Consider the following 23,203-nt stretch of genomic DNA (forward strand, 5'->3'; position numbering starts at 1 on the left):
AACGGCGTCAAAGACGCCGCCACCTGTTTTTGACGAAGTCGAAGATTACTCGACGATGCAGCCGCAATCGGCCAGCGAAGCTGGGATTTCGATGCCGAATGCCGCCATCGCCTTCTTCGAGATCATCGCGGCATGGTCCTCATAGGCAGGGCGCGAAGGCGCGATGGCCTTGGGGTCCTTGCCCTTCAGGATTTCGGCAGCGATCTTGCCGGCGTTGACGCCGACCTGCTCGTAGTTCACCGCAAAGCTTGCCGGAACGACGCCCTCGCGCACGGCGTTGTCGTCGGCATTGACGACCGGAATGCCGGCCTGGCGCGCTGCTGCCGACACTGCCGGGATTGCCGGCTGGATCAGGTTCGAGGTCGGGCCGTAGATCACGTCGACCTTGCCGGCCAGCGAAGCGATGCGCTGCTGGATGTCGTTGACGTTGTCGATACCGACTTCAACCACTTCGAAGCCCGCGGCAGGTGCGGCTTCCTTGATCTTCTCGACCAGGGCGACGTCATTGGCTTCGCCCGGATTGTAAGGCACGCCAAAGCGCTTGGCATTGGGCAGCAGTTTCTTGGTGAACGCCATGACAGCAGCGACGTCCTGCAGATCGGTCGCGCCGGTCATGCCGTCATCGCCGGCGTCCCACGAGGGCACGAGCTTGGCTGCGACCGGATCGGTCACGGCTGCGAAGACGACCGGAATGCCCGAGCCAGCGAGCGCCTTCTTGGCGATCTGCGAAACCGGGGTGGTGATGGTGTACATCAGCTTGGGCTGTTCAGCCTGCAGCTTGGCGATCATCTGGGGCACCAGCGACGCGTCGAAATTGGTGTGGCTTTCGGTGTAGACGACATCCTTGCCGTCGACGAAACCGTTGTCAGCCAGCGACTTCTTGAAGCCGGCGATGGCTGCGTTCAGCTGTGGGTGCTCGCCAAAATTGGCAATGCCGATCTTGATCGGATCGGCGACGGCGGCGCCAAGGCTGACGGCGAGCGCACCGGCAAATACCAGACCCGACAGCAGACCGGACTTCAAGTTTCTCATCTATTCCTCCCAGATTTGATAAGCACCGCTCACGGAACGGCGGCATGGGGCAATCATGAGCAGTCGCAAGAGGTCTGTCAAACATTATATATAATTCTTGCCACACGCTCCCATGATATATAATTTTTGCGGCAGACACGGATGGACAGCGATGCAGGACGACGAGCACTCCACCAAGACGGAAGCGGCCTACCGGCTGCTGCGGCGCGATATCCTGACCACCCGACTGATGCCCGGCGCGCCGCTGAAGCTGAGCGCACTGCGCACCGCCTATGGCGTCGGCTGGACGCCGTTGCGCGAGGCGCTGTCGCGGCTGGAAGCCGAACGCCTGGTGACGGCGATTTCCAATCGCGGTTTCGCCGTCGCACAAGTCTCGCGGGCAGAGCTCGAAGACCTTGCTCGCGCCAGAATGGTGGTCGAGCTGCCGCTACTGCTGGAATCGATCGAAAAGGGCGATAGCGACTGGGAAGAGGCCGTGGTCACAGCTCACTACAGGCTGTCGCGCTGCAAGACGGCAGCCGAAGACCCTTCCGATGCTGCCGTCGACGACTGGGATGAAAAGCACCAGGCGTTCCACTCGGCACTCTTGAGTGCGGCGACGTCCAACTGGTTGCTGCACTTCCGCTCGACCATTTCCGACCAGCTGCGCCGCCATCATCGTTTTCTTGGGCTAGCACCGACATTGCGTGCAGCCGAGGGCCAGAAGCAGGGCTATGAAGAAGCCATGGCAGCCCTTGGCGAAGCGCAGTCGATCGGCCCCCACACTGCACTGATGGAAGCAGCACTCGACCGCAACCTGGAAAAGGCGAAGGCCCTGATGATCGACCACATCGGCTACACGCTGCATGTCTATGTCCACACCGAGGATTACAGCGGAAACAAGCATGCCGCGCGCGCCGGCAGCCTGAGAAGGTCGGCGGCCGAATGAACGTTCCCTATCGCCCGAGCCTCGACGACATCGCCGCCGCACGTGCGCGGATTGCGCCATACGTTCCGCGTACGCCGCTTGTGCGGCTCGATCTCGGCCTGCCTGACCGGCAAATCTTTCTCAAGCTTGAAACGCTGTCGCCGATTGGCGCTTTCAAGCTCAGGCCCGCGTTGAATGCGCTTTTGTCGCGTGGTCCTGATACCTTGCGCAATGGGGTTGCGACCACCAGTTCCGGCAACATGGCCTATGGCATGGCCTGGGCGGCAAACAAGCTTGGCGTGCCTATGGCTGCCTACATGTATGCCGGCGCGCCGCAGACCAAGATCGACGGCGTGCGCCGCCTCGGCGGCAACGTCAGGTTCATTTCTATGGAAACCTGGTGGCAATACATCATCGGCGCTGACCGTCCGGATTTTCCTGAACTGCTGATCAATCCAGTGACCGACCAGGCCGTTTTGGCTGGCAACGGCTCGATAGGGATGGAGATCATCGAGGATTTGCCTGAGGTCGACGTCGTGCTCACCCCTTATGGCGGCGGCAGCATGACCACTGGTGTCGCCAGTGCCGTCAAGGCGTTGCTGCCCAAGGCAAAAGTGCTTGCTGTCGAAGACGAAAACGCAGCACCCGTGACGGCAGCCCTTGGAGCCGGGCACATCGTTGAAATCGAAACCCGCCCCTCCTTCATCAAGAGCATCGGGGGGCCGTCGCTGGTGCCGCAACTATGGCCTGTGGCAAGCGAGTTGATCGATGGCGCGGTCACCGTCAGCCTCGAACAGGTGACGGAGGCCATGCGGCTGCTATTTTCCAAGGGCAAGATCGTCGCCGAAGGCGCTGGTGCCGCCTCGCTCGCTGCAGCCCTTTCGAGCGAGCATGCGAAAGGCAACGTCGTTTGTGTCATTTCCGGCGGCAACATCGACGCCCGAGCCTACGCCAAGGTGCTGGCCGGCGGCATTCCCGCACCTTGAATCTTTCAAGCTTGTAAGACCCAGCGAAACGGCACTACAAAGCCTGTCCGGACCGGCCTGTTATCTGGTTCGCAAGCTGAGGAAAGACCGGGCAGAGATGGACGAACGCAAAGAAGCGGCGAACGCCACCGCATGGGTCGACGGCGAGACCAAGGTGCAGGAAGCGCCCGCCGATCACGGTACCGAACTTCGGCTGTGGCTGCGCCTGCTGACATGCTCGACGCTGGTTGAAACCGAGATACGCCGGCGCCTGCGCGAAGAATTCGATTCCACCTTGCCCCGCTTCGACCTGATGGCCCAGCTCGAACGCGCCCAGGACGGCATGGTGCTTGGCGAAGTGTCCAAGCGCATGATGGTGTCGCCCGGCAACATCACCGTGCTCGTCGAGCGGCTTGCCGAAAGCGGCCATATCAGCCGCACGACGTCGCCGACCGACCGCCGCGTGCAGATCATCGCGCTCACGCCCTTCGGCCGCGCCGAATTCGAAAAGATGGCGGCAGCCCATGCCGACTGGATCGCCGACCTGTTCGGCAACCTGGCGCCAAAGGACGGGGCGGTTCTGCTCGACGAACTTGCCAAGCTCAAGCGCTCTGTCGTCGCCTCGCTCGCCAAGGGTGGCTGACCCAACAACGCTAACCTAAGCACGGAACCTGGCACGGTAGTCGCTTGGCGTCAGCCCGACGATGCGCGTGAAGACCTTGCGAAATGCACCAGGGTCGCCGTAGCCGACCTCCCAGGCGACCTTGTCGACGGACTGCGTGGTGAACTGGAGCAATTCGCGCGCCTTGCCGACGCGCACCCGCTGGCCGTAATCCGTCGTCGTCAGTCCGGTCGCCTTTTGGAAACGGCGCAGGAAGGTCCGCTCCTCGAGTCCCGCGAGAGCAGCAAGCGTTGCAAGGCCCAGGTCCTTGGCTTCGGTCGCCTGCAACCAGTGCTGCACCTTGAGGATGGCTGCGTCGCCATGGCTCAATCGCGGCGCGAAGGCACTGTAATAACGCTGTTCGCGGCCGGGCGGATCGAGCGCCAGCACGCGAGCGGTGTCGATCATCACGGTCGGACCGAGGAAGCGATCAACGAGCTTGAGGCCGAGGTCGGTCCAGGCCATGAGGCTGCCGGCGGTGATGATGTCGCCATCGTCGATGACCAGCCTGTCTGTGTCGAGCTTTGCCTTGGGAAAGCGCAGACGGAATGCGTCGTCATAGACCCAGTTGGTGGTCACTGCCCGCCCCGCCAAAAGACCGGTCTCGCCAAGCAGGAAAGCCCCCGCGCAGACCGACGCCAGCACTCCGCCCGCGCCGTGGCGATCGCGCAGCCAGTGCGCCAGCGGTGCGGCGAGTTCGGGTGATATCGGGTCGCCGAGCGCCGGTGGTACGACAAAGACGGCAGGAACGCTGGATGCGTCGGGATGGGTATCGAACACCCTCGCAGGCGGCATCCCCGGTTGTTCGGCCTGCCAGTGGCACACGCGGAGAGTAGGCGGCTGCGTATCGCGGCTCTTGCGCCGGGCAGTGCGGTTGGCGAGGTCGAAAAGGTCGGTCATGCCGAGCACCGCAGACATCTGTGCGCCGGGATAAAGCAGCAGCCCGATCTCGATCACGTCGCCTTCAGCCATTTGTCGGAATCGCCCCTGGTTATGTCGATATCGCCAATAGGCCGGCACCATAATCCATAGCATCTTTCACGCAACATCTTCCCCAACAGCAAAGGCAACGGGACATGAGCAAGCGCGCGATCATCGCCATCGACATCCAGAACGAATATTTTCCAGCCGGCAGATTTCCGCTCGTTGGCATAGAGCAGGCAACGGCAAACGCCGCCCGCGTCATCGCGGCGGCGCGCGCCAAGGGCGATGCGGTCATCCATGTTCGTCACCTGTCGCTGTCTGAAGATGCCCCCATCTTTGCGCCAGGAACCCCCGGCATCGAGATCAATGTCGCCGTGCGCCCGGCCGACGGCGAGAAGGTCATCACCAAGAACTTCGTCAACTCGTTTCGCGGCACCGACCTGAAAGAGACACTCGACGCCGGCGGGGTCGAGGAAGTGGTGATCGTCGGCGCCATGAGCCACATGTGCATCGAAGGCGCGACCCGGGCAGCCTCGGATTTCGGCTTCAAAGCAACTGTCGTTCACGATGCTTGCGCCACGCGTGACCTGGAATTCGGCGGCGCGACCGTGCCGGCAGTGCAGGTTCACGCCGCTGTCATGGCTGCGCTGGCCTTTGCCTATGGCGAGATCGTCGACACTGCCACCTTCCTTACCCGGTAGCATCAGCAGCGCTTGGCCCTGAACCTTTCGACCCCGGTCGCCGGCGCTTCGCCAGCGGCCGGGACCGTCCTGTTCGAAAATAACTTTAAGCTTGAAGTTTTTTTCAAACGAGTCCATGCTGGCTCCATGGTCAAGGTTGGGCGAGCCGCGCCCGCCAGGACCGCACGGTTTGCGGAGGAGAACGGCATGCGCATTGTCTGTATTGGTGGCGGGCCGGCTGGTCTCTACTTCGCACTCCTGATGAAGAAGCAGCACCCCGAGCATCAGGTAACCGTTGTCGAGCGCAACCGCCCCTTCGACACCTTCGGCTGGGGCGTGGTCTTCTCCGATGCCACCATGCAGTCGATGCGCCAGTGGGATCCGGCAACCGCCGAGACGATCGAGGTCGCCTTCAACCACTGGGACGACATCGAGCTGGTGTTCAAGGGCCGCAAGATCCGCACCACCGGCCATGGCTTTGTCGGCATCGGCCGCAAGAAGATGCTCAACATCCTGCAGGAGCGTTGCCTGGAACTGGGCGTCGAGCTGGTCTTCGAAACCGACGTTCAGGGCGACCAGGATTTTCCCGACGCCGACCTGATCATTTCCGCAGATGGCATCAATTCGCGCATCCGCCACAAATACGCTGACATCTTCAAGCCCGACATGGTGATGCGGCCCAACCGCTATATCTGGCTCGGCACCGACAAGCGTTTCGACGCCTTCACCTTCGATTTCCAAAAGACCGAGCATGGCTGGTTCCAGGCTCACATCTATCGCTTTGACGAGAACACCTCGACCTTCATCGTCGAGACCACCGACGACGTGTTCCAGGCGCACGGCCTTGGCGAGATGGACCAGGACCAGTCCATCGAATTCTGCGAGAAGCTGTTTGCCGGCACGCTCGAAGGCCACAAATTGATGACCAATGCGCGCCATCTGCGCGGCTCGGCATGGCTGAATTTCGGCCGCCTGATCTGCGACAAGTGGAGCCATTTCAATGGCCAAAGCCATGTCGTTCTGATGGGCGACAGCGCCCATACCGCACATTTCGCCATCGGTTCGGGCACCAAGCTCGCCATCGACGACGCCATCGAACTGACCCGCCAATTCGACATCTTCGGCCATGACAAGGCCAGCATTCCGGCCGTGCTCGAAGCCTATGAGGAGGTGCGTCGCGTCGACGTTGCCCGCATCCAGAACGCCGCACGCAATGCGATGGAGTGGTTCGAGGTGGTCGGCACGCGTTATGCCGACACGCTGGAGCCCGAGCAGTTCATGTATTCGATGCTGACGCGCTCGCAGCGCATCAGCCACGAAAACTTACGCCTGCGCGACAAGGACTGGCTCGAGGGCTACGAGCGCTGGTTCGCCGAGCGTGCCGGTGTCGATCCCGCGCCTAACGGCTCGGTGCCGCCGCCGATGTTCACACCCTTCACAATTCGCGGCCTGACGCTGAAAAACCGTATCGTGATGTCGCCGATGGCGATGTATTCGGCAACCGACGGCCTGCCCAACGACTTCCATCTCGTCCATATGGGCTCGCGCGCCATGGGTGGCGCCGCCCTTGTGTTCCCCGAGATGACCTGCGTGTCGCCTGATGCCCGCATCACCCCCGGCTGCCTTGGCCTGTGGAATGACGAGCAAGCGCAAGCCTTCAAGCGCATTGTCGATTTCGTCCATCACCAGACCCCGGCCAAGATCGGCATCCAGATCGGCCATGCCGGGCGCAAGGGCGCGACCAAGCTTGCCTGGGAAGGCATCGACCAGCCGGTCACCGAAGGCGGATGGCCTTTGATTTCGGCATCCGCCCTGCCCTACCTCAAGCATTCCGACATGCCGCGCGAGATGACGCGCGAGGACATGGACCGTGTCACTGCCGATTTCGTCCGCTCCACCGAGATGGCAGCTGAACTCGGATTCGACATTCTCGAGCTGCACGCAGCCCACGGCTATCTCTTGTCGAGCTTCCTGTCGCCGCTGACCAATCTGCGCGACGACGAATATGGCGGCAGCCACGAAAACCGTGCCCGCTTCCCGCTCGAAGTGTTCCGCGCTGTCCGCGCGGCGTGGCCTGAGGACAAGCCGATCTCGGTGCGTCTCTCCACGCACGACTGGTACGAAGGTGGCAACACGCCCGAGGACGCAGCGATATTCGCGCGCATGTTCAAGGAAGCCGGTGCCGACATGATCGACTGCTCGTCGGGCCAGGTGGTGAAGGAAGAGCAGCCGGTCTATGGCCGCCTGTTCCAGACACCATTCTCCGACAAGATCCGCAATGAGATCCAGGTGCCGACGATTGCGGTCGGTGCGATCTCGGAGGCCGACCACGCCAATTCGATCATCGCCGCCGGCCGCGCCGATCTTTGCGCTGTCGCCCGTCCGCATCTCGCCGACCCATCCTTCGTCATGCATGAAGCGGCGAAGATCGGTTACGCTGAACAGGCCTGGCCGAAGCAGTATCATTCGGCCCGCGCGCAATATGTGAACAACCTCGCCCGCGCTGCGGCAGCCGCACCCACAGGCAAGGCATGAGCAATCCGGGCAAGAACGTGCGTCACGCTGTTGTCACCGGCGCAGGCAGCGGCATAGGCCGCGCCATCGCGCTGGCTTTGGCGGCCAATGGCCTGCGCGTGAGCCTGTGCGGGCGACGCGCAGCCCCACTTGAAGCTGTCCGTGCGGAAATCGCTGACGCCGGCGGCGAAGCCTTTGTACTCGATGGTTTTGACGTCACCGACGCGCAGTCGGTTGAGGCAGGCATCGCCAGGGCCGTGACCCAGGCGGGTGACATAGCCGTGTTGGTCAACTGTGCCGGCGAAGCGCCTTCGGCACCGTTCGACAAGACCGACCTTGCGATGTGGAACCGCGTCATCGGCATCAATCTGACCGGCACGTTCCTGGTCACACAGGCAGCACTTGCCTCGGTCAAACGCGCCGGCAATGGCCGCATCGTCAACGTCGCCAGCACTGCCGGTCTGACCGGCTATGCTTACGTCTCCGCTTACTGCGCCTCCAAGCATGGCGTGATCGGCATGACGCGTGCCTTGGCGCTTGAACTCGCCCGCACCGACGTGACCGTCAACGCCGTCTGCCCTGGGTTCACCGACACACCACTGCTCGACGGTGCCGTCGAAACGATCAGCGGCAAGACAGGCCGCACGGCAGATGAAGCTCGTGCCAGCCTTGCCCGGTCAAACCCGCAAGGACGACTGGTCACGCCGCAGGAAGTTGCCGACACGGTGCTTTGGCTCGCCTCCGAAAAGGCAACCGCCATCACTGGCCAGGCGATCCCGGTCGCCGGCGGCGAAGTTCTGGGAGGGTAAGCAGGCAGGCTACGGGAAATGGTGCTGACGCCGCTCGCATCCTTGCAGGTCCGGCAAACAGGAATTGATACCAGGCAAACCTAATCAACGGGGAGGTAGACATGGCAGGAAATCTCGAAAAGGGAATTACGCGCGACGGTCACGGCTTTGAGGGTAAGCAGTGGAACATTCTCGGTCAGATCTATTTTCCGAAAGCGGTTTGCGACGCGACTTTCGCCTTTGAAACAAACAGCGCGCCTGGGCAGTTCGTTCCCGTGCATATCCATCCGACGCAGGATGAATTTATCCTGGTGCAGGAAGGCGAACTCGATCTGAAGCTCGACGGCCAATGGTTCAAAGCCAAGGCTGGAGATCTGGTGCGGATGCCGCGCGGTATTCCGCATGGCTATTTCAACAAGTCCGACAAGCCGACGCGGGCGCTTTTCTGGGTTTCTCCGGCAGGGATGCTCGAGGAATTGTTCAGCAAGCTCGACAACCTCGGCGATCCAGAAGAGGTCGTGAAAATTTCTGCCGCGCATGAAGTGGATTTCCTTCCACCGTCAGCGAACGACTAAGCAAGCCAAAGATAGCGACAGGAGCGATCCGTGACCAACCCGATGCAGGACAAGAAGCGTCCGTTCAAGGACCACAAGGCCAAGCACTTCCTGTTTGAGACCGATGCCGACGGCCGGGTCGCCACGATCACGCTCAATCGTCCGGAGAAGAAGAACCCGCTGACCTTCGAAAGCTACGAGGAACTCACCGATCTGTTCCGTTCGCTGGCACGCGCCAGCGACGTGCGTGCCGTCGTTCTGACCGGGGCCGAAAACAACTTCTCCTCCGGCGGCGATGTCTTCGACATCATCGAGCCGCTGACGCGCATGTCGATGCCCGACCTGCTCGATTTCACCCGCATGACCGGCGATCTGGTCCGCCAGATCCGCACCTGTCCGCAGCCGGTCATCGCTGCCGTCGACGGCATCTGTGCTGGTGCGGGTGCGATCCTTGCCATGTCGGCCGACTTCCGCGTCGCCACGCCCGAGGCCAAGACCGCTTTCCTGTTTACCAGGGTTGGTCTTGCCGGTGCCGACATGGGCGCCTGCGGCATCCTTCCGCGTATCATCGGCCAGGGCCGCGCCGCCGAGCTTTTGTTCACCGGCCGTTCGATGTCCGCCACCGAAGGTCACAACTGGGGCTTCTACAACGCTCTGCACGAGCGCCCGAACCTGCTTGCCGAGGCGCAGAAGTTCGCTCGTACCGTCGCCGACGGTCCGTGGTTCGCGCACGCCATGACCAAGAAGATGCTTGACCAGGAATGGGCGATGGGCATCGACCAGCTGATCGAGTCCGAAGCGCAGGCCCAGGCGATCTGCATGGCGACAGGCGATTTCCGCCGCGCCTTCGAGGCCTTCGCCGCCAAGACCAAGCCGGAATTCAAGGGGAACTGAGCCATGGCTTCGCATTCGGCGCCGGTGGGAAATCCGACCCGCGATCACCTCGACTGGCCGTTTTTCGCCGACAGCCACCGCGCGCTCGCGGTAGAACTCGACGGTTTTGTCACGGGCGGCGGACTTGGTGACATCGACCATGCCGACGCTTATGCGGCCTGCAAGAAGCTGGTTCCTGCACTGGGAGCTGCCGGCATCCTTAGGCATTGCGTGCCGGCGGCATTTGGCGGTGCGTCGGAGCAAATCGACAGCCGCTCGCTCTGCCTGATCCGCGAAACACTCGCTTATGCCGACGGCCTTGCCGACTTCGCATTCGCCATGCAGGGCCTGGGTACCGGCGCCATCAGCCTGTCGGGATCGGACGAACTCAAACAGGCGATCCTGCCAAAGATCGCTCGGGGTGAGCTGATCTCGGCCTTCGCGCTGACCGAGCCAGACGCCGGCTCGGACGTCGCGGCGATGAGCACCAGTGCTGCCCGCGACGGCAACGACTATGTGCTCGACGGCGAAAAGATCTTCATTTCCAATGGCGGCATCGCCGATGTCTATACGGTCTTCGCCCGCACCGGCGAAGCGCCGGGCACACGCGGCATTTCGGCCTTCGTCGTCTTCGCCGACACGCCGGGCTTCTCGATCGTCGAGCGCATCGAAACCATCGCGCCGCATCCGCTCGCTCGGGTGCGCTTCGACAACTGCCGTATCCCTGCGTCGCAGCTTTTGGGCGCGCCGGGCGAAGGTTTCAAGATCGCCATGCGCACGCTCGATATATTTCGTCCTTCTGTGGCCGCGGCAGCGCTCGGCTTCGCCCGCCGCGCGCTCGATGAAGCGGTCGCACACGCCAAGTCGCGAAAGATGTTTGGCGCGACACTGGCCGACCTGCCGACCGCGCAGAGCACGCTGGGCGAGATGGCAACCGCAATCGACGCCGCCTCGCTTTTGACAGTGCGCACCGCCTGGAGACGCGACGTGCAGAAGCTGCCGATCACCCGCGAGGCCGCCATGGCCAAGATGACGGCGACGGAAAACGCCCAATGGGTCATCGACCAGGCGCTGCAGATGTTTGGCGGGCGCGGCGTGCGCGTCGGCGAGATCACCGAGCGGCTCTACCGCGAGATCCGCGCGCTGCGCATCTATGAGGGCGCAACCGAAGTGCAAAAGCTGATCATCGGCCGCGAGCTGATGAAGGCCGCGAAGTAGAGGGCGCAACCTTGACCTTCCGCACCAGCCGGCCGCTGCGTTTCGGGGACTGCGACCCTTCCGGGATCGCCTATTTCCCGTCCTACCTGAACATCCTCGTGGGGGTTCTGGAGGAGTTTTTCGGCTCGGTCGGCGCGCCGTGGAAAGAGCTGATCACTGAGCGGCGCATCGGCACGCCGACAGTGCGGCTCGATCTCACCTTCGTCCATCCCGGTTTCCACGGCGACACGCTCGATTTCGAGCTGTCGGTTCTCAGGATCGGGCGCTCCTCGCTTGACCTTGAACATAGAATTTCGGCGGCAGGCACCCTGCTCTGGAGCGCTCGCCACAGCGTCGTTGCGACATCGCTCGACACCCACAAATCGCTCGCCTGGCCGGACGACATCCGTGCCGCGCTCGAAAAACTTCTGGAGACATCAGATGCATGAAATCCTGCAGCCCGAGGGATGGGCGAAGCCGATCGGCTACTCCAACGGCGTCGCAGCCAGCGGTCGCACGGTCTTCGTCGGCGGCCAGATCGGCTGGAATGGCAATTGCGAATTCGAGACCGACGACTTCGTCGGCCAGGTGCGTCAAACCCTTGAAAACGTCGTCGCAGTGCTGCGCGCCGGCGGTGCCGAGCCGCACCACATCACCACGATGACCTGGTATTTTACCGACAAGAAGGAATACACCGAAAACCTGCGCGGCCTCGGACAGGCCTATCGCGACGTCATTGGCCGGCACTTCCCGGCCATGGCCGCAATGCAGGTCGTGGCGCTGGTCGAGGACCGCGCCAAGATCGAGATCCAGGCCACCGCCGTCATTCCCGAGTAGGCCACATGAGCGCGACGCGATTTTCCGAGAGCGTTACGGGCGCCTTGAGTGACGGCGTGCTCGTCGTCACCATCGACAATCCGCCCGTCAATGCGATCTCGGCGCATGTCCGGCAGGGGCTGGTCAAGGCGCTCGAACATGCCGCAGCACTGAAAATGGTCGTCGGCGTCGTGGTCACCGGCGCGGGCCGCACCTTTGTCGGCGGTGCCGACATCAAGGAGTTCGGCAAGCCCCCGGTCGAGCCGACGCTGCCCGAAGTGATCGAGCGTATCGAGTCCTACGGCAAGCCTGTCGTCGCTGCGGTCAATGGGGCAGCACTCGGCGGCGGCTGCGAAATCGCGCTCGCCTGCCATGGCCGCATCGCCAGCGACAAAGCGACATTCGGCATGCCCGAGGTGAAGCTTGGCATCGTGCCGGGTGCCGGCGGCACGCAGCGCCTGCCCCGCCTGATCGGCACCGTCGCCGCCATCGACCTGATCGGCAGCGGCCGTGCGGTCAAGGCGACCGAAGCGCTGACACTTGGTCTTGTCGATGGCGTTTCGAACGATCATCTCGACGCAGCACTCAGCCTCATCCACGATCTCGCCAGCGAGCCCCTGCGCCGCACCGGCATGTTGGAAGTCCCAGCCATCGAACCGGCGGCTGTCGATGCGGCAGCGAAAAAAATCCTGTCCAAGGCACGCGGCCAGGCCGCACCCGCCGAGGCCGTCCGCCTCGTCAAGGCAGCCGCACAGCTCGACCTCAAGCAAGGTCTCGCCGACGAGCGCGTGACCTTCGTTCGGCTGCGCGATTCCGCGGAAGCCGCGGCACTCCGCCATGTATTCTTCGCCGAACGTTCGGCCGGCAAGGTCGAAAAGCTCGACAACATCACGCCGCGCAAGATCGACACCGTCGGCATCGTCGGCACCGGCCTGATGGGCGCGGGCATCGCCGTTGCGGCACTCACCTCGGGCTATCGTGTCATCGGCGTCGAGCAGACGGTCGAAGCCGCCGAAAAGGGCCGCGAGCGCATCGCGGGCATTCTCGACAAATCGGTCCAGTCGGGGCGTCTTGCGGCGACAGTTCGCGACGAATGCCTAGGCCGGCTCATGGTGACCGAGAACGCCGGCGAACTCGCAGCCGCCGACCTTGTCATCGAGGCTGTGTTCGACGATTTTACCGTCAAGACCGAGCTGTTCCAGCGGCTCGACGGCATCGTCAGGCAGGATGCGATCCTCGCCACCAACACCAGCTACCTCAACCCCGACGAAATCGCCGCCGCGACCGCTCATCCCGCGCGCGTTGTCGGCCTGCACTTCTTCTCGCCGGCCAACATCATGCGCCTCGTCGAGGTCGTCGACTGCAAGGCAACCGCACCCGACGTGCTCGCTTCCGCGCTGGCCTTCGCCAAGAAGCTGGGCAAATTGCCTGTCGTTTGCGGCGTCACAGAAGGTTTCATCGGCAACCGCATCTTTTCCGCCTACCGCCGCGAGGCCGAGTTCATGGTCGAGGACGGGGCTGCGCCGCACGAAATCGACGCCGCGCTCGAAGCCTACGGCTTTCCGATGGGCATCTTCGCCGTCTACGACATGGCGGGCCTCGAGATCGCCTGGGCACGGCGCAAGCGCCAGGCGGCGACCCGCGATGCCGAGGCGCGTTACGTCGAGATTGCCGACCGTCTCTGCGAAGCCGGCCGCTTCGGCCGTAAGACAGGGCGCGGCTGGTATGACTATTCCAGTGGCGAACGCGCCGTCGATCCTGAGGTCACGGCACTGATCGATGACGCGCGAGCATCCAAGAACATTGCGCCGCGCAACTTCACCTCGGACGAAATCGTCGTGCGCCTGCTCAAAGCGATGGCCGACGAAGGTACGGCCTTGCTCGCTGAAGGCATTGCGGCGCGTTCGAGCGATGTCGATCTGGTGATGATCAACGGCTACGGCTTCCCCTCCCACAAGGGCGGGCCGATGTTTGCGGCCGAAACGCACAAGGACGCGAAGCCATGAGCGAAGCCTATATCGTCGGCGGCGTCCGCACCCCGATCGGCCGCTATGGCGGCGCGCTTGCATCCGTGCGCCCGGACGATCTCGCTGCCCATGCCATCCGCGAGGCATTGGCGCGCCTGCCTGGCATTCCCACTGACCAGATCGACGAAGTCGTGCTCGGCTGCGCCAACCAGGCCGGCGAAGACAACCGCAATGTCGCCCGCATGGCTGCCTTGCTTGCCGGCCTGCCGGAGACGGTGGCTGGAACGACGATCAACCGGCTCTGCGGTTCCGGCCTCGACGCGGTCGGTTATGCCGCGCGTGCCATCAAGCTCGGCGAAGCGGATATCATCATTGCCGGCGGTGTCGAAAGCATGTCGCGCGCGCCCTTCGTCATGCCGAAGGCGACGAGCGCCTTCCAGCGCAGCGCTGAGATTTTCGACACCACCATCGGCTGGCGTTTCGTCAACCCGCTGATGGAAAAGCAATACGGCATCGACTCCATGCCGGAGACGGCCGAGAACGTCGCGGCGGAGTTTGCCATTTCGCGCGACGACCAGGACCATTTCGCACTGCGCAGCCAGGCGCGCGCCGCCGCCGCCCAAAAGAGTGGGCGGTTTGCCCGTGAAATCGCTCCTGTCATCATCAAGGGCCGCAAGGGCGAAGCGACAATTGTCGAGCATGACGAGCATCCGCGCGAAACAACCATCGAAAAGCTGGCCAGCCTTTCGACACCGTTCCGCGCCGGCGGCACTGTCACTGCCGGCAATGCTTCGGGCGTCAACGATGGGGCCGCGGCAGTGATCGTCGCGTCCGCCCGCGCCGTCGAACGCTACGGCCTGACACCGCTCGCCAAGATCGACGGCATGGCCACCGCTGGTGTCGCGCCGCGCATCATGGGCATCGGTCCGGTCGCCTCGACGCGCAAGCTTCTGGAGCGCACCGGCCTGACCATCGCCGACATCGACATCGTCGAGCTCAACGAGGCTTTCGCGGCGCAGTCGCTGGCCTGCATGCGCGAGCTTGGCCTCGCCGACGACGCGGCCCATGTAAATGTGAATGGCGGCGCCATAGCGCTCGGCCACCCGCTCGGCATGTCGGGTGCACGCCTCGCGCTGACGGCGGCGTTGGAGCTTGATTTGCAGGGCACCAAGCGCGCGCTCGCCACCATGTGCATCGGCGTCGGCCAGGGCATTTCACTGCTGATCAGCCGACCGTAGCGAGTTGTTCCTCGCTACGGCGATTTGGCGTCGTCAGCCCGCAGCCCGACGCTGCGGCTGGCGCAGGATCGCCGAGCCACCTGCCGCCTGGACTGCAAGGCTGCCATAGGTGATGCCGGCGGCAAGGCAGGCTTCCTCGGACTGGCTGGAAAGCCAGGCATCGATGAAGCCGGCGTTGAAGGCGTCGCCCGCACCCGTCGTGTCGATGACCGGAACCTCTTCCGCTCTCCGGTGCAGCAACTGGCCGTTGGCCTTCAGCCATGCGCCTTCGCCACCTGCTTTGAGGGCAACAACGGGGAAGGCCTTGGACAGGAGCTCGATCGCCGCGATCGGATCGTTCTCGCGTGTGATCGCTGTCGCCTCTTCCATATTGGGCAGGAAGATGTCGACATCGACACAGCGTTCGAGCAGCTCGGCCTCGTAGATCAGCGTCTCGTCCCAGCTTGGATCAAGCGACACGGTCAGCCCTTTCGCCTTGGCGCGTGTGACGAGATCGGGGATCTCGTGCAATGTCGCGTATTCGGCGATGTGCAGATGGCCGGCATCGCTCCAGTCGAGCGCAGCCTCAAGTGTCGCCGGAAGTGCCGTGCCGGCGCGCCGCGACAGGAACGCACGGTCGTTGCCGATCACCGAGGCAACAGTGACCTGCGGCCCGGCACCAGGCGAATGCTCGACAAAGCGAAGATCGACATTGCTTGCGCCAAGCTCGGCCTCGATCCCTGAAGACAGCGAGTCGGTGCCAAGGCGCGCCACTAGCGCCACCTTTCGGCCGGCATGGGCCATGTGGGCAGCCGCGATGAACGCACCGCCACCGGCAGCCATCTTCATGTCTTGAGCAAACACTTCACGTCCCGGCTCAGGCAGCGATGCCAGTCCGGTGAAAATGAGGTCGCAGTAAATCCGCCCGATGCTGAGCACCGCCGGATGCTTGGCATTTCCAGAAGTCATTGCCGGCCCAGGCTCTTCTCGGTCTTGGCGTCGAAGAGATAGAGGCTGCCCGGTGCCGCGCGGCAGGTCAGCTTGCTGCCCGTTGCCGGAATGAACTTGCTCGGTGCGGTGGCAATCACAGCATTGCCCTCGACATCGAGATGGACCAGCGTTTCGGGTCCCAGCGGTTCGACCGCCGTCACTGTGCCGGTGAGTTCGAGGCCGCCTTCGGCTTTCTCGATAGCTGCCGTCAGTTGATGCGGGCGCACGCCGATCAAGATGTCGCCGCCGGCAGCGGGCTCGATGCCCTTGCCGTTCTTGCGGCCCGGCACCAGGTTCATCGACGGGCTGCCGATGAAGCGGGCGGTAAAGACATCGACCGGATTTTCGTAGAGATCGGTCGGCGTACCCACCTGCAGGATGTGGCCGTCCTTCATGACAACGATGCGGTCGGCCATGGTCATCGCCTCGACCTGGTCGTGGGTGACATAGACGGTCGTCGTCTTCAGCTTCTGATGCAGCCGCTTGATCTCGATGCGCATCTGGGCTCGCAGCTGGGCGTCGAGGTTGGACAACGGCTCGTCGAACAGGAAGGCCGAGGGGTTGCGCACCATGGCGCGGCCGATGGCGACGCGCTGGCGCTGGCCGCCCGACAAGGCCGCAGGGCGCCGGTCGAGATATTTTTCAAGGCCAAGGATACGACCTGCCTCTTCGATCCGCTTGTCCTTCTCCGCCTTGGACAGTTTCGAGGTGTAGAGCCCGAAGCCGATGTTCTGGCGCACGGTCAGGTGCGGATAGATGGCGTAGTTCTGAAACACCATGGCGATGTTGCGCTGCTTGGGGTCGCGCTCGTTGACTACCTCGCCGCCGATCTTCAGCGTGCCGCCGGAGATGTCTTCGAGGCCGGCGATCATGCGCAAGGTCGTCGACTTGCCGCAGCCCGAAGGCCCGACGAAGACAACGAATTCGCCATCGGCGATTTCAAGGTCGATGCCCTGGACGACGTCTACCTTGCCGTAGCGCTTGACCAGCTTTTCAAGTTCGATCGTCGCCATCAGAGCGCCCCTGCCAGTGCCTTGAATTTCTCACCGAGTTCTTTTGCGGCTTTCGCCTCGTGCCCGGCATGTTCCTTTGCAACGGCCTCAAATGCCGCTGCCTTCTTCCTGTAGACGCCAATCGCCTCGGCCATCGGTGCTGGTGCTGGGCCGCCGAAGCGGTCGCGCACGGCAACGAAATGCTCTGGCGAGACGATCTCTTCGAACTTGTCGCGGCCAAAGCTCGGCTCGCGTCCGGTCGAATGCCTGAAAGCATCGAGGAACGGGCCGTAGCCGTCCTTGGCAAGCCCGCCGCCCGCCGCAACCACCGACTTGGCAACCGTTGCTGCGATCTCGTGCGCCTCGCGGAAGGACAAGCCTTCGATGCGAACGAGCGAGTCGGCAAGTTCGGTGATGGTGATGCAGGAACGGCGGATGTTTTCGGCCACCCGCTCGGGATCGATGCGGATCGCATCGACGAAGGCTGCAAGCAGGTCGAGCACGCGCGAAGCCGCGGTGAAGGCCTCGTAGCCCATGGACTGTGTCTCGCCCTCGCTGTCGTTCATGTCGGTGAACGGCGTGTTGTGGATGACGCCAAGCACCGTGCGGGCCCGGCCCATCGTCTGACTGGCCAAAAGGCGCATATGCTCGATCGGCACGGGGTTGCGCTTTTGCGGCATGATCGAGGAGATCTGCACGAAGGCGTTCGGCACATAGACCTGGCCAACCTCGAAGCTCGTCCAGAACTGGAAGTCCTGGATCAGGCGTCCGAGATGCAGGAACATCAGCTCGATCGCCGAATAGGTCGAGGTGATGTAGTCCGACGCCGCGATGCAGCTGTAGGAATTGCGCAAGGGTGCTGCAAAGCCGAGCAGATCGGCGACGCGCTGACGGTCGATCGGAAAGCCCGACGTGGTGATGGCAGCAGCCCCCATCGGCGACAGGTCGACGATTTTCCGCGCCTCTTCGAAGCGCTCGATGTCGCGGACCAGCACTTCGATAGCTGCTGCGAGATAATGCCCGAAGGTAGAAGGTTGTGCCGGCTGGCCGTGCGTATAGGCAACGATCAACGTCGCCTTTTCGCGCTCGGCCGCGTCGATCATCGCGCCCAGCAGATGCCGCGCCTTGACCATGAGCGCGTCGATGCGCTGCTTGAGGCCAAGCTTGAACAGCGTGTGGTCGATGTCGTTGCGCGAGCGTGCGGTGTGCAGGCGTCCGGCGACGTCGGCGCCGAGGCGGGCCTTCAGTTCCTTTTCGATGAGGAAGAAGAAGTCCTCCACTTCGCCGGTATAAACGAGCGTGGATGGATCGACTTCGCGGTCGATGGCTTCGAGCGCGCCAGCAATCGCCGAGGCCTGTTTGGCTTCGAGAATGCCGGTCTCGGTCAGCATCACCAGATGCGCCCGGTCGATGGCGCGGAAGCCGTCGACATGGTGGGTCTTGGCGCCGTCGAATAGCGGCCTCAGCACCGTTTCCTTGTAGACAGGATCGGGGAAGACGCTCTTGTCGGCGAGCTTGGGGTTAAGTTCAGGCATGTCTTATCCTTTGAGCCCTGCCAGCATGACGCCGCGGACGATGTAGCGCTGCAGGACGATGAAGACGATCAGGGTCGGCAGCGTGGCGATCGCTGCACCGGTCATGATCATTTCCCACTGGATGGACTGTTCCACCGCGAAGCTCGATAGCCCCACCGGCAGCGTGTAGAGCTCGCGGCTGGTGGTCACGATGAGCGGCCAGAAGAACGCGGTCCAGTTGCCGAGGAAGGTGAAGATGGCGAGCGCGGACAGCGCCGGCGTCACCAGCGGCATCGCCACCTTCCAGAAGATCTGGAACTCGTTCAGGCCATCGACGCGCGCGGCTTCGAGGAAGTCGTTGGGCACGCCTTCGAAGAACTGCTTCATCAAGAAGGTGCCGAAGGCCGTCATCATGCCGGGGAACATGATGCCCCAATAGCTGTCCAGCCAGCCGAGCTTGCTCGACATCAGGTACCACGGGATAACCAGCATCTCGGTCGGGATCATCAGCGTCGACAGGATAGCGATGAAGATGAAATAGCGGCCGCGGAATTCGAACTTGGCCAGCGTGTAGCCGACAAGGCTGTCGAAGAAGACGTTCGACAGCGTCACCATGACCGCAACGAACATCGAGTTGAAGAACCAGCGCATGAAGCGCCCGTCAGCCAGGATGGCGATGTAGTTGGCAAGCGTCGGTGCCGCCGGGATGAGCCTGAGGTCATAGACCTGGCCCGCCGTCTTGAACGACGTCGAGAACATGAAGGCCAGCGGCGTCACCATGATCAGGCCGCCGATGAACAGCAGCGTCCAGGTGAGAATGCGGCCGGGTCGAAGATTGGCGTGGGAAAGCGCCGGCGTTTGGGTGACGGCACTCATTTCTTTTCCCTCAGGATCCAGAGCTGCAACAGCGACACGAACAGCAAGATGGTGAACAGCACGACCGTTTGTGCCGCCGCATAGCCCATCGCATAGGACGAAAACGCCGTCTGGTAGATCATCAGCACCAGAGGCTTAGTCGAACCGAGCGGGCCGCCCGGATCGTTAGTGGTCATGTTGTAGACCTGGTCGAAGATGCGCAGGAAGCCGATCGACGAGAACACGACGAGGAACACGGTCGTCGGCTTGAGCAGCGGCAGCGTGATCTTGCGCAGGATCGCCCAATCGCCGAGGCCATCGATGCGCGCTGCCTCATAGAAGGTGTTGGGGATCGACCGCAGACCGGCCATGAAGATGATGATCTGGAAGCCGAGGCCGGCCCAGATCGCCGTGAACATGATCGACGGCAAGGCCTGGTCGACCGAGCGGATGAATGGCTGCTGCGGGATGCCGAGCGTGCCGAGCGCATTGTTGATCACACCGATCGGCGCAGGCTGGTAGAACCAGCGCCACACCCAGGCCATGGCGGCTGCGGTGGTCAGATAGGGCAGGAAATACAGGCCGCGGATCAACCCGTGCATGAAACGCACGCGGTCGAGGTGATAGGCGATGACGAACGACAGCAATAGGCTGATCGGCGTGCCGACGAGCAGATAGGCGAAGGTGTTCTTGAACACCTTCCAGAATTGCGGGTCGGCGAAAAGCCTTTCGTAGTTGGCCAGGCCGATGAACTGCGGCGGCTTCAAAAGGTCCCAGTTTGTCAGGGAAAGCCAGAAGGCTTCGATTGTCGGGTAAAAGCGGATCACCGAATAGAACAGGATCGGCAGAGCGAGGAAACTCCACACCCAAACCAGCCGCCTCGTCCGCATGGAACGGCGGTTCCAGAAGGTTCCGCTGGGGCGGCTCAGCGCCGCCCCCTGTTGATCCGCTGTCACAGACATCAAGCCTTCGCCTTACTTGGGTGCTGCTGCGTCGATGATCGCCTGCTCGGCCGCTGCGGCCTGTGCGAGCGAATCCTTCACCGACTGGCCTTCGAGCAGCACGCGGTTGGCCATGTCGATCGTGGTCTGGCGCTGGGCTGCCTCGTCAACGAACATGGTGGTGCGGGCGTAATCGAGACCCTTGAGGAACGGACCGTAGATCGGGTCCGCAAGGTTGGCCTCGGTCATCGCAGCCGTGCGACGCGCCGGCAGTTCGCCGACCGTCTTCAGCCAGACGTCCATTGCCTCGGGCGAGGAGATGTAGGCCAGGAACTTCTTCGAGGCTTCGAGCTTCTCGCCGCTTGTCGTCGCCGAGATGCCGTTGGCGAAGTAGCTAGCATAGTTGGAACGGGTGCCGTCGGCGTTGGCCGGCAGTTCGGTCACGCCCCATTCGAAGCCTTCGATCGACTTGAACGCGCCGAGACGGAAGGTGCCGTCGATGGTCATGCCCGCCATGCCGGCGCGGAATGCCGCCTGGCCTTCGTCCATGAAGCTCGACTGGCCGATCTTCTGAACCGTCTGCAGGTCGGTGTAGAACTTCAGCGCCTTTTCACCGGCTTCGGTGTTGTAGGCCACCTTGCGGTCGCCGTCTGTGTAGGGCTCGCCGCCGAACTGGCGAACCAGCACTTCACGCCACCACTGGTGATCCTGGCCGGCCATGTCGAGGGTCGAGCCGGCGACCACGAGGTTGCCGTTGCCGTCGCGCTTGGTGATCTTTTCGGCGGCCGCGACGAACTCTTCGAGCGTCTTGGGCGGGTTTGCCGGGTCAAGGCCAGCTTCGGTGAACAGCTTCTTGTTGTAGAACAGCGCCAGCGAACGCACTGCGGTCGGCAGGCCGTAATAATCCTCGCCGCGCTTCATGGCGCTGACGATCGGGAAGAAATCGGCTTCGATCTTGTCGTGCGGGAACGCATCGGTCGGCAGCGGCTGCAGCAGGCCACCGGCAACGAACTTGTCGAGCCAGCCGTAGAACAGCTGCATCACGTCAGGACCCTGTCCGCCCATCTTCGCGGCGATGACGCGCGTCTGGTAGTCGGCGTAGGGGAAGGTCGTCTGCTTGACTGTGATGTCTGGATTGGCCTTCTCGAAATTCTCGATGAGCTGGTCCATCGCCTTGACGCGCGAGTCGAAGACATACTGCCAATATTCGATCTCGACGGCCTGGGCCGCATTGATTGCCAGCGTGCTGAATCCTGCGATCAGTCCGGCAAACAGGGTTGCTCTACGCATGTAAACCTCCATCTGCGCCCGCCGGAAAATCCGGGCTACGGGCGGTGATTATCCCCATGGACCGTGCCTCGCATGCAATCGAGGCCCCGGCCATCTCATGAATCCGATGCCGCCAGACGCGAGCGGATCACGCTCGACAAAAAACGGGCACCAGCAAAGCTGCGGATCCTCCCCGCACACTGCCTATACGCTTTCCTGCCGCAGGCCATTTGTCAATAAGATAATTTACTTGAATTAATCTGTTGCGGGGTTCGGGGCTTCCGCGTTATCAATTTTGCAACTGAGGTCAGGATGAGCGAAATGGCGTTTCAGCCGGGCAGCACGCATCAGGTCACTTTGGGTAACAATCCCGAGCGCAGCCGCGACCATAACCGTCGCGTGGTGCTCGATGTCGTTCGCCGCAATGGCGCGCTGGGGCGCATGCACATCGCCCGGCTTACGCATCTCACAGCGCAGGCCATCGCCAATATCGTCGACGAGCTGGTCAGCGAAAACCTGTTGATGGAGACCGGGCGCCTGCGTTCGGGTCGCGGCCAGCCGCCGATCCAGTTCGCCGTCAACCCCGATGGCGCCATGACCATGGGCATCGAGATGGCCTCCGATCATATGGTGGCGACGGTGCTCGACCTGTCGGGGCAGCCGCGCTCCAGGCGAATCACGCCGGTCAGCGACACCAGTCCGAGCCAGGTCATCGCCCATCTGCGCGCCGAACTCGAAACCGTCAGGTCGACGTTCAAGTCGCGGCTGCTCGGTATAGGCGTGGTCATGCCCGGTCCGTTCGAGATCGAAGGCATGACGTCGGTGGGTCCGACAACGCTGCCGGGCTGGGCCAATATCGACGCGGCGAGCCTGCTCAGCGAGGCCTGCGGCGAGCCGGTGACCGTGGAAAACGACGCCAACGCCGCAGCCGTCGGCGAGCGCTTCTTCGGCGCTGGCCATGCGATTTCCAGTTTCTGCATGGTCTATTTCGGCGCCGGCCTCGGCCTTGGCATGATCCAGGACGGCACCCCGTTCCGTGGCGCCTTCGGCAATGCCGGCGAAATCGGCCATGTCGTCGTCGTCCCGCGCGGCAGGGCCTGCCCGTGTGGCCAAAGTGGCTGCCTCGAGCGCTACGCCTCGGTCCATGCGCTGCGTGAAAAGCTTTGCGACGCCGGCATGCCCGACTGCGATTTCGCCGACTTCGGGGAGCTCCATGCCAAGCGCCATCCGGTGCTTTTGGAGTGGATGGACGAGACCGCGACCTATCTCGCGCCGATGATCGCGATGATCGAAAACATCCTCGATCCCGAAACGGTGATCCTTGGCGGCATGCTGCCCGACGCGATCATTGATGAGTTGATCGAGCGCATGGGACCGCTGCCGATCTCGGTCGCCAGCCGGAGAACCCGCGCCCTGCCCCGCGTCATGCGTGGCCAGACCGGGCAATACACGGCGGCACTCGGTGCCGCTGCACTGCCGCTGTTCGAGGTGGTCACGCCCAAGCTCGAAACAGCCGCTACCGCACATACCGAATAGCAGACTGAAAT

22 protein-coding genes are annotated in these 23,203 nt (G+C 62.9%); 14 read left to right on the forward strand and 8 right to left on the reverse strand.

The window, feature by feature from the left end; all coding sequences use genetic code 11:
• Window positions 1-45: 45 nt before the first annotated feature.
• Entirely contained in the window at window positions 46-1,032 is a 987-nt protein-coding gene (locus AC1DLV_RS12895; RefSeq protein WP_476799951.1) for an ABC transporter substrate-binding protein, read from the reverse strand.
• Between the two features lie 151 nt (window positions 1,033-1,183).
• On the opposite strand from AC1DLV_RS12895, the gene AC1DLV_RS12900 reads away from it, so the two are divergent.
• The 3 genes from AC1DLV_RS12900 (at window position 1,184) to AC1DLV_RS12910 (ending at window position 3,547) form a co-directional block, all read left to right on the forward strand.
• Window positions 1,184-1,960: a GntR family transcriptional regulator gene (locus AC1DLV_RS12900; protein WP_476799952.1), complete on the forward strand. Its 777-nt coding sequence runs from the start codon at window positions 1,184-1,186 to the stop codon at window positions 1,958-1,960.
• Entirely contained in the window at window positions 1,957-2,925 is a 969-nt protein-coding gene (locus AC1DLV_RS12905) for a pyridoxal-phosphate dependent enzyme (RefSeq protein WP_476799953.1), read from the forward strand. The genes AC1DLV_RS12900 and AC1DLV_RS12905 overlap by 4 nt, the downstream gene beginning before the upstream one ends.
• Before the next feature lie 97 nt (window positions 2,926-3,022).
• Complete coding sequence (locus tag AC1DLV_RS12910; protein WP_476799954.1) at window positions 3,023-3,547, forward strand: MarR family winged helix-turn-helix transcriptional regulator; 525 nt, start codon at window positions 3,023-3,025, stop codon at window positions 3,545-3,547.
• Window positions 3,548-3,562: 15 nt separating this feature from the next.
• On the opposite strand, the gene AC1DLV_RS12915 is transcribed toward AC1DLV_RS12910, so the two are convergent.
• On the reverse strand, window positions 3,563-4,537 hold the full coding sequence (locus AC1DLV_RS12915) for a GlxA family transcriptional regulator (protein ID WP_476799955.1): 975 nt from the start codon (window positions 4,535-4,537) through the stop codon (window positions 3,563-3,565).
• A gap of 104 nt (window positions 4,538-4,641) precedes the next feature.
• Here AC1DLV_RS12915 and AC1DLV_RS12920 point away from each other — a divergent pair, with 104 nt between their 5' ends.
• The 10 genes from AC1DLV_RS12920 (at window position 4,642) to pcaF (ending at window position 15,116) form a co-directional block, all read left to right on the forward strand.
• Window positions 4,642-5,190 (forward strand): cysteine hydrolase family protein, encoded by a 549-nt coding sequence (locus AC1DLV_RS12920; protein ID WP_476799956.1) that lies wholly within the window; start codon window positions 4,642-4,644, stop codon window positions 5,188-5,190.
• A gap of 186 nt (window positions 5,191-5,376) precedes the next feature.
• Window positions 5,377-7,704, forward strand: a complete 2,328-nt coding sequence (locus AC1DLV_RS12925; protein WP_476799957.1) for a bifunctional salicylyl-CoA 5-hydroxylase/oxidoreductase — start codon at window positions 5,377-5,379, stop codon at window positions 7,702-7,704.
• On the forward strand, window positions 7,701-8,492 hold the full coding sequence (locus AC1DLV_RS12930; protein ID WP_476799958.1) for an SDR family NAD(P)-dependent oxidoreductase: 792 nt from the start codon (window positions 7,701-7,703) through the stop codon (window positions 8,490-8,492). Before AC1DLV_RS12925 ends, AC1DLV_RS12930 begins: the two co-directional genes overlap by 4 nt.
• 101 nt (window positions 8,493-8,593) lie before the next feature.
• Complete coding sequence (locus AC1DLV_RS12935; RefSeq protein ID WP_476799959.1) at window positions 8,594-9,046, forward strand: cupin domain-containing protein; 453 nt, start codon at window positions 8,594-8,596, stop codon at window positions 9,044-9,046.
• Window positions 9,047-9,088: 42 nt separating this feature from the next.
• Window positions 9,089-9,919, forward strand: coding sequence for an enoyl-CoA hydratase family protein (locus tag AC1DLV_RS12940; RefSeq protein WP_476800080.1), 831 nt, complete (start codon window positions 9,089-9,091; stop codon window positions 9,917-9,919).
• A 3-nt stretch (window positions 9,920-9,922) separates the two neighbouring features.
• Window positions 9,923-11,116 (forward strand): acyl-CoA dehydrogenase family protein, encoded by a 1,194-nt coding sequence (locus AC1DLV_RS12945; protein ID WP_476799960.1) that lies wholly within the window; start codon window positions 9,923-9,925, stop codon window positions 11,114-11,116.
• Between the two features lie 11 nt (window positions 11,117-11,127).
• Window positions 11,128-11,544 (forward strand): acyl-CoA thioesterase, encoded by a 417-nt coding sequence (locus AC1DLV_RS12950; protein ID WP_476799961.1) that lies wholly within the window; start codon window positions 11,128-11,130, stop codon window positions 11,542-11,544.
• Window positions 11,537-11,932, forward strand: coding sequence for a RidA family protein (locus AC1DLV_RS12955; protein WP_476788930.1), 396 nt, complete (start codon window positions 11,537-11,539; stop codon window positions 11,930-11,932). The genes AC1DLV_RS12950 and AC1DLV_RS12955 overlap by 8 nt, the downstream gene beginning before the upstream one ends.
• A 5-nt stretch (window positions 11,933-11,937) precedes the next feature.
• A complete protein-coding gene (locus tag AC1DLV_RS12960; RefSeq protein WP_476799962.1) occupies window positions 11,938-13,917 on the forward strand; it encodes a 3-hydroxyacyl-CoA dehydrogenase NAD-binding domain-containing protein in 1,980 nt (659 codons plus the stop codon).
• Window positions 13,914-15,116: a 3-oxoadipyl-CoA thiolase gene (pcaF, locus tag AC1DLV_RS12965; RefSeq protein WP_476799963.1), complete on the forward strand. Its 1,203-nt coding sequence runs from the start codon at window positions 13,914-13,916 to the stop codon at window positions 15,114-15,116. The genes AC1DLV_RS12960 and pcaF overlap by 4 nt, the downstream gene beginning before the upstream one ends.
• Window positions 15,117-15,149: 33 nt before the next feature.
• On the opposite strand, the gene AC1DLV_RS12970 is transcribed toward pcaF, so the two are convergent.
• The 6 genes from AC1DLV_RS12970 to AC1DLV_RS12995 are packed head-to-tail and all read right to left on the reverse strand — an operon-like array spanning window position 15,150 to window position 21,689.
• Window positions 15,150-16,064, reverse strand: a complete 915-nt coding sequence (locus AC1DLV_RS12970) for a carbohydrate kinase family protein (protein WP_476799964.1) — start codon at window positions 16,062-16,064, stop codon at window positions 15,150-15,152.
• Complete coding sequence (locus tag AC1DLV_RS12975) at window positions 16,061-17,098, reverse strand: ABC transporter ATP-binding protein (protein WP_476799965.1); 1,038 nt, start codon at window positions 17,096-17,098, stop codon at window positions 16,061-16,063. Before AC1DLV_RS12975 ends, AC1DLV_RS12970 begins: the two co-directional genes overlap by 4 nt.
• Window positions 17,098-18,612 (reverse strand): argininosuccinate lyase, encoded by a 1,515-nt coding sequence (gene argH, locus AC1DLV_RS12980; protein WP_476799966.1) that lies wholly within the window; start codon window positions 18,610-18,612, stop codon window positions 17,098-17,100. The genes AC1DLV_RS12975 and argH overlap by 1 nt, the downstream gene beginning before the upstream one ends.
• A 3-nt stretch (window positions 18,613-18,615) precedes the next feature.
• Window positions 18,616-19,467 (reverse strand): carbohydrate ABC transporter permease, encoded by an 852-nt coding sequence (locus AC1DLV_RS12985; protein ID WP_476799967.1) that lies wholly within the window; start codon window positions 19,465-19,467, stop codon window positions 18,616-18,618.
• Window positions 19,464-20,402, reverse strand: coding sequence for a carbohydrate ABC transporter permease (locus AC1DLV_RS12990; RefSeq protein WP_476800081.1), 939 nt, complete (start codon window positions 20,400-20,402; stop codon window positions 19,464-19,466). The genes AC1DLV_RS12985 and AC1DLV_RS12990 overlap by 4 nt, the downstream gene beginning before the upstream one ends.
• An 18-nt stretch (window positions 20,403-20,420) precedes the next feature.
• Window positions 20,421-21,689 (reverse strand): extracellular solute-binding protein, encoded by a 1,269-nt coding sequence (locus tag AC1DLV_RS12995; protein ID WP_476788926.1) that lies wholly within the window; start codon window positions 21,687-21,689, stop codon window positions 20,421-20,423.
• A gap of 288 nt (window positions 21,690-21,977) precedes the next feature.
• Between AC1DLV_RS12995 and AC1DLV_RS13000 the strand changes: the two genes are divergently transcribed.
• A complete protein-coding gene (locus tag AC1DLV_RS13000) occupies window positions 21,978-23,192 on the forward strand; it encodes an ROK family protein (protein WP_476799968.1) in 1,215 nt (404 codons plus the stop codon).
• Window positions 23,193-23,203 lie beyond the last annotated feature (11 nt).

The sequence above is a fragment of the Aminobacter sp. 01T433 genome, from assembly GCF_056398585.1.

Excerpts from the sequence above, each read along its gene's own strand:
- AC1DLV_RS12895 (WP_476799951.1), bottom strand. The coding sequence starts at position 1,032 with ATGAGAAACTTGAAGTCCGGTCTGCTGTCGGGTCTGGTATTTGCCGGT.
- AC1DLV_RS12900 (WP_476799952.1), top strand. The coding sequence starts at position 1,184 with ATGCAGGACGACGAGCACTCCACCAAGACGGAAGCGGCCTACCGGCTG.
- AC1DLV_RS12905 (WP_476799953.1), top strand. The coding sequence starts at position 1,957 with ATGAACGTTCCCTATCGCCCGAGCCTCGACGACATCGCCGCCGCACGT.
- AC1DLV_RS12910 (WP_476799954.1), top strand. The coding sequence starts at position 3,023 with ATGGACGAACGCAAAGAAGCGGCGAACGCCACCGCATGGGTCGACGGC.
- AC1DLV_RS12915 (WP_476799955.1), bottom strand. The coding sequence starts at position 4,537 with ATGGCTGAAGGCGACGTGATCGAGATCGGGCTGCTGCTTTATCCCGGC.
- AC1DLV_RS12920 (WP_476799956.1), top strand. The coding sequence starts at position 4,642 with ATGAGCAAGCGCGCGATCATCGCCATCGACATCCAGAACGAATATTTT.
- AC1DLV_RS12925 (WP_476799957.1), top strand. The coding sequence starts at position 5,377 with ATGCGCATTGTCTGTATTGGTGGCGGGCCGGCTGGTCTCTACTTCGCA.
- AC1DLV_RS12930 (WP_476799958.1), top strand. The coding sequence starts at position 7,701 with ATGAGCAATCCGGGCAAGAACGTGCGTCACGCTGTTGTCACCGGCGCA.
- AC1DLV_RS12935 (WP_476799959.1), top strand. The coding sequence starts at position 8,594 with ATGGCAGGAAATCTCGAAAAGGGAATTACGCGCGACGGTCACGGCTTT.
- AC1DLV_RS12940 (WP_476800080.1), top strand. The coding sequence starts at position 9,089 with ATGCAGGACAAGAAGCGTCCGTTCAAGGACCACAAGGCCAAGCACTTC.
- AC1DLV_RS12945 (WP_476799960.1), top strand. The coding sequence starts at position 9,923 with ATGGCTTCGCATTCGGCGCCGGTGGGAAATCCGACCCGCGATCACCTC.
- AC1DLV_RS12955 (WP_476788930.1), top strand. The coding sequence starts at position 11,537 with ATGCATGAAATCCTGCAGCCCGAGGGATGGGCGAAGCCGATCGGCTAC.
- AC1DLV_RS12960 (WP_476799962.1), top strand. The coding sequence starts at position 11,938 with ATGAGCGCGACGCGATTTTCCGAGAGCGTTACGGGCGCCTTGAGTGAC.
- pcaF (WP_476799963.1), top strand. The coding sequence starts at position 13,914 with ATGAGCGAAGCCTATATCGTCGGCGGCGTCCGCACCCCGATCGGCCGC.
- AC1DLV_RS12970 (WP_476799964.1), bottom strand. The coding sequence starts at position 16,064 with ATGACTTCTGGAAATGCCAAGCATCCGGCGGTGCTCAGCATCGGGCGG.
- AC1DLV_RS12975 (WP_476799965.1), bottom strand. The coding sequence starts at position 17,098 with ATGGCGACGATCGAACTTGAAAAGCTGGTCAAGCGCTACGGCAAGGTA.
- argH (WP_476799966.1), bottom strand. The coding sequence starts at position 18,612 with ATGCCTGAACTTAACCCCAAGCTCGCCGACAAGAGCGTCTTCCCCGAT.
- AC1DLV_RS12985 (WP_476799967.1), bottom strand. The coding sequence starts at position 19,467 with ATGAGTGCCGTCACCCAAACGCCGGCGCTTTCCCACGCCAATCTTCGA.
- AC1DLV_RS12995 (WP_476788926.1), bottom strand. The coding sequence starts at position 21,689 with ATGGAGGTTTACATGCGTAGAGCAACCCTGTTTGCCGGACTGATCGCA.
- AC1DLV_RS13000 (WP_476799968.1), top strand. The coding sequence starts at position 21,978 with ATGGCGTTTCAGCCGGGCAGCACGCATCAGGTCACTTTGGGTAACAAT.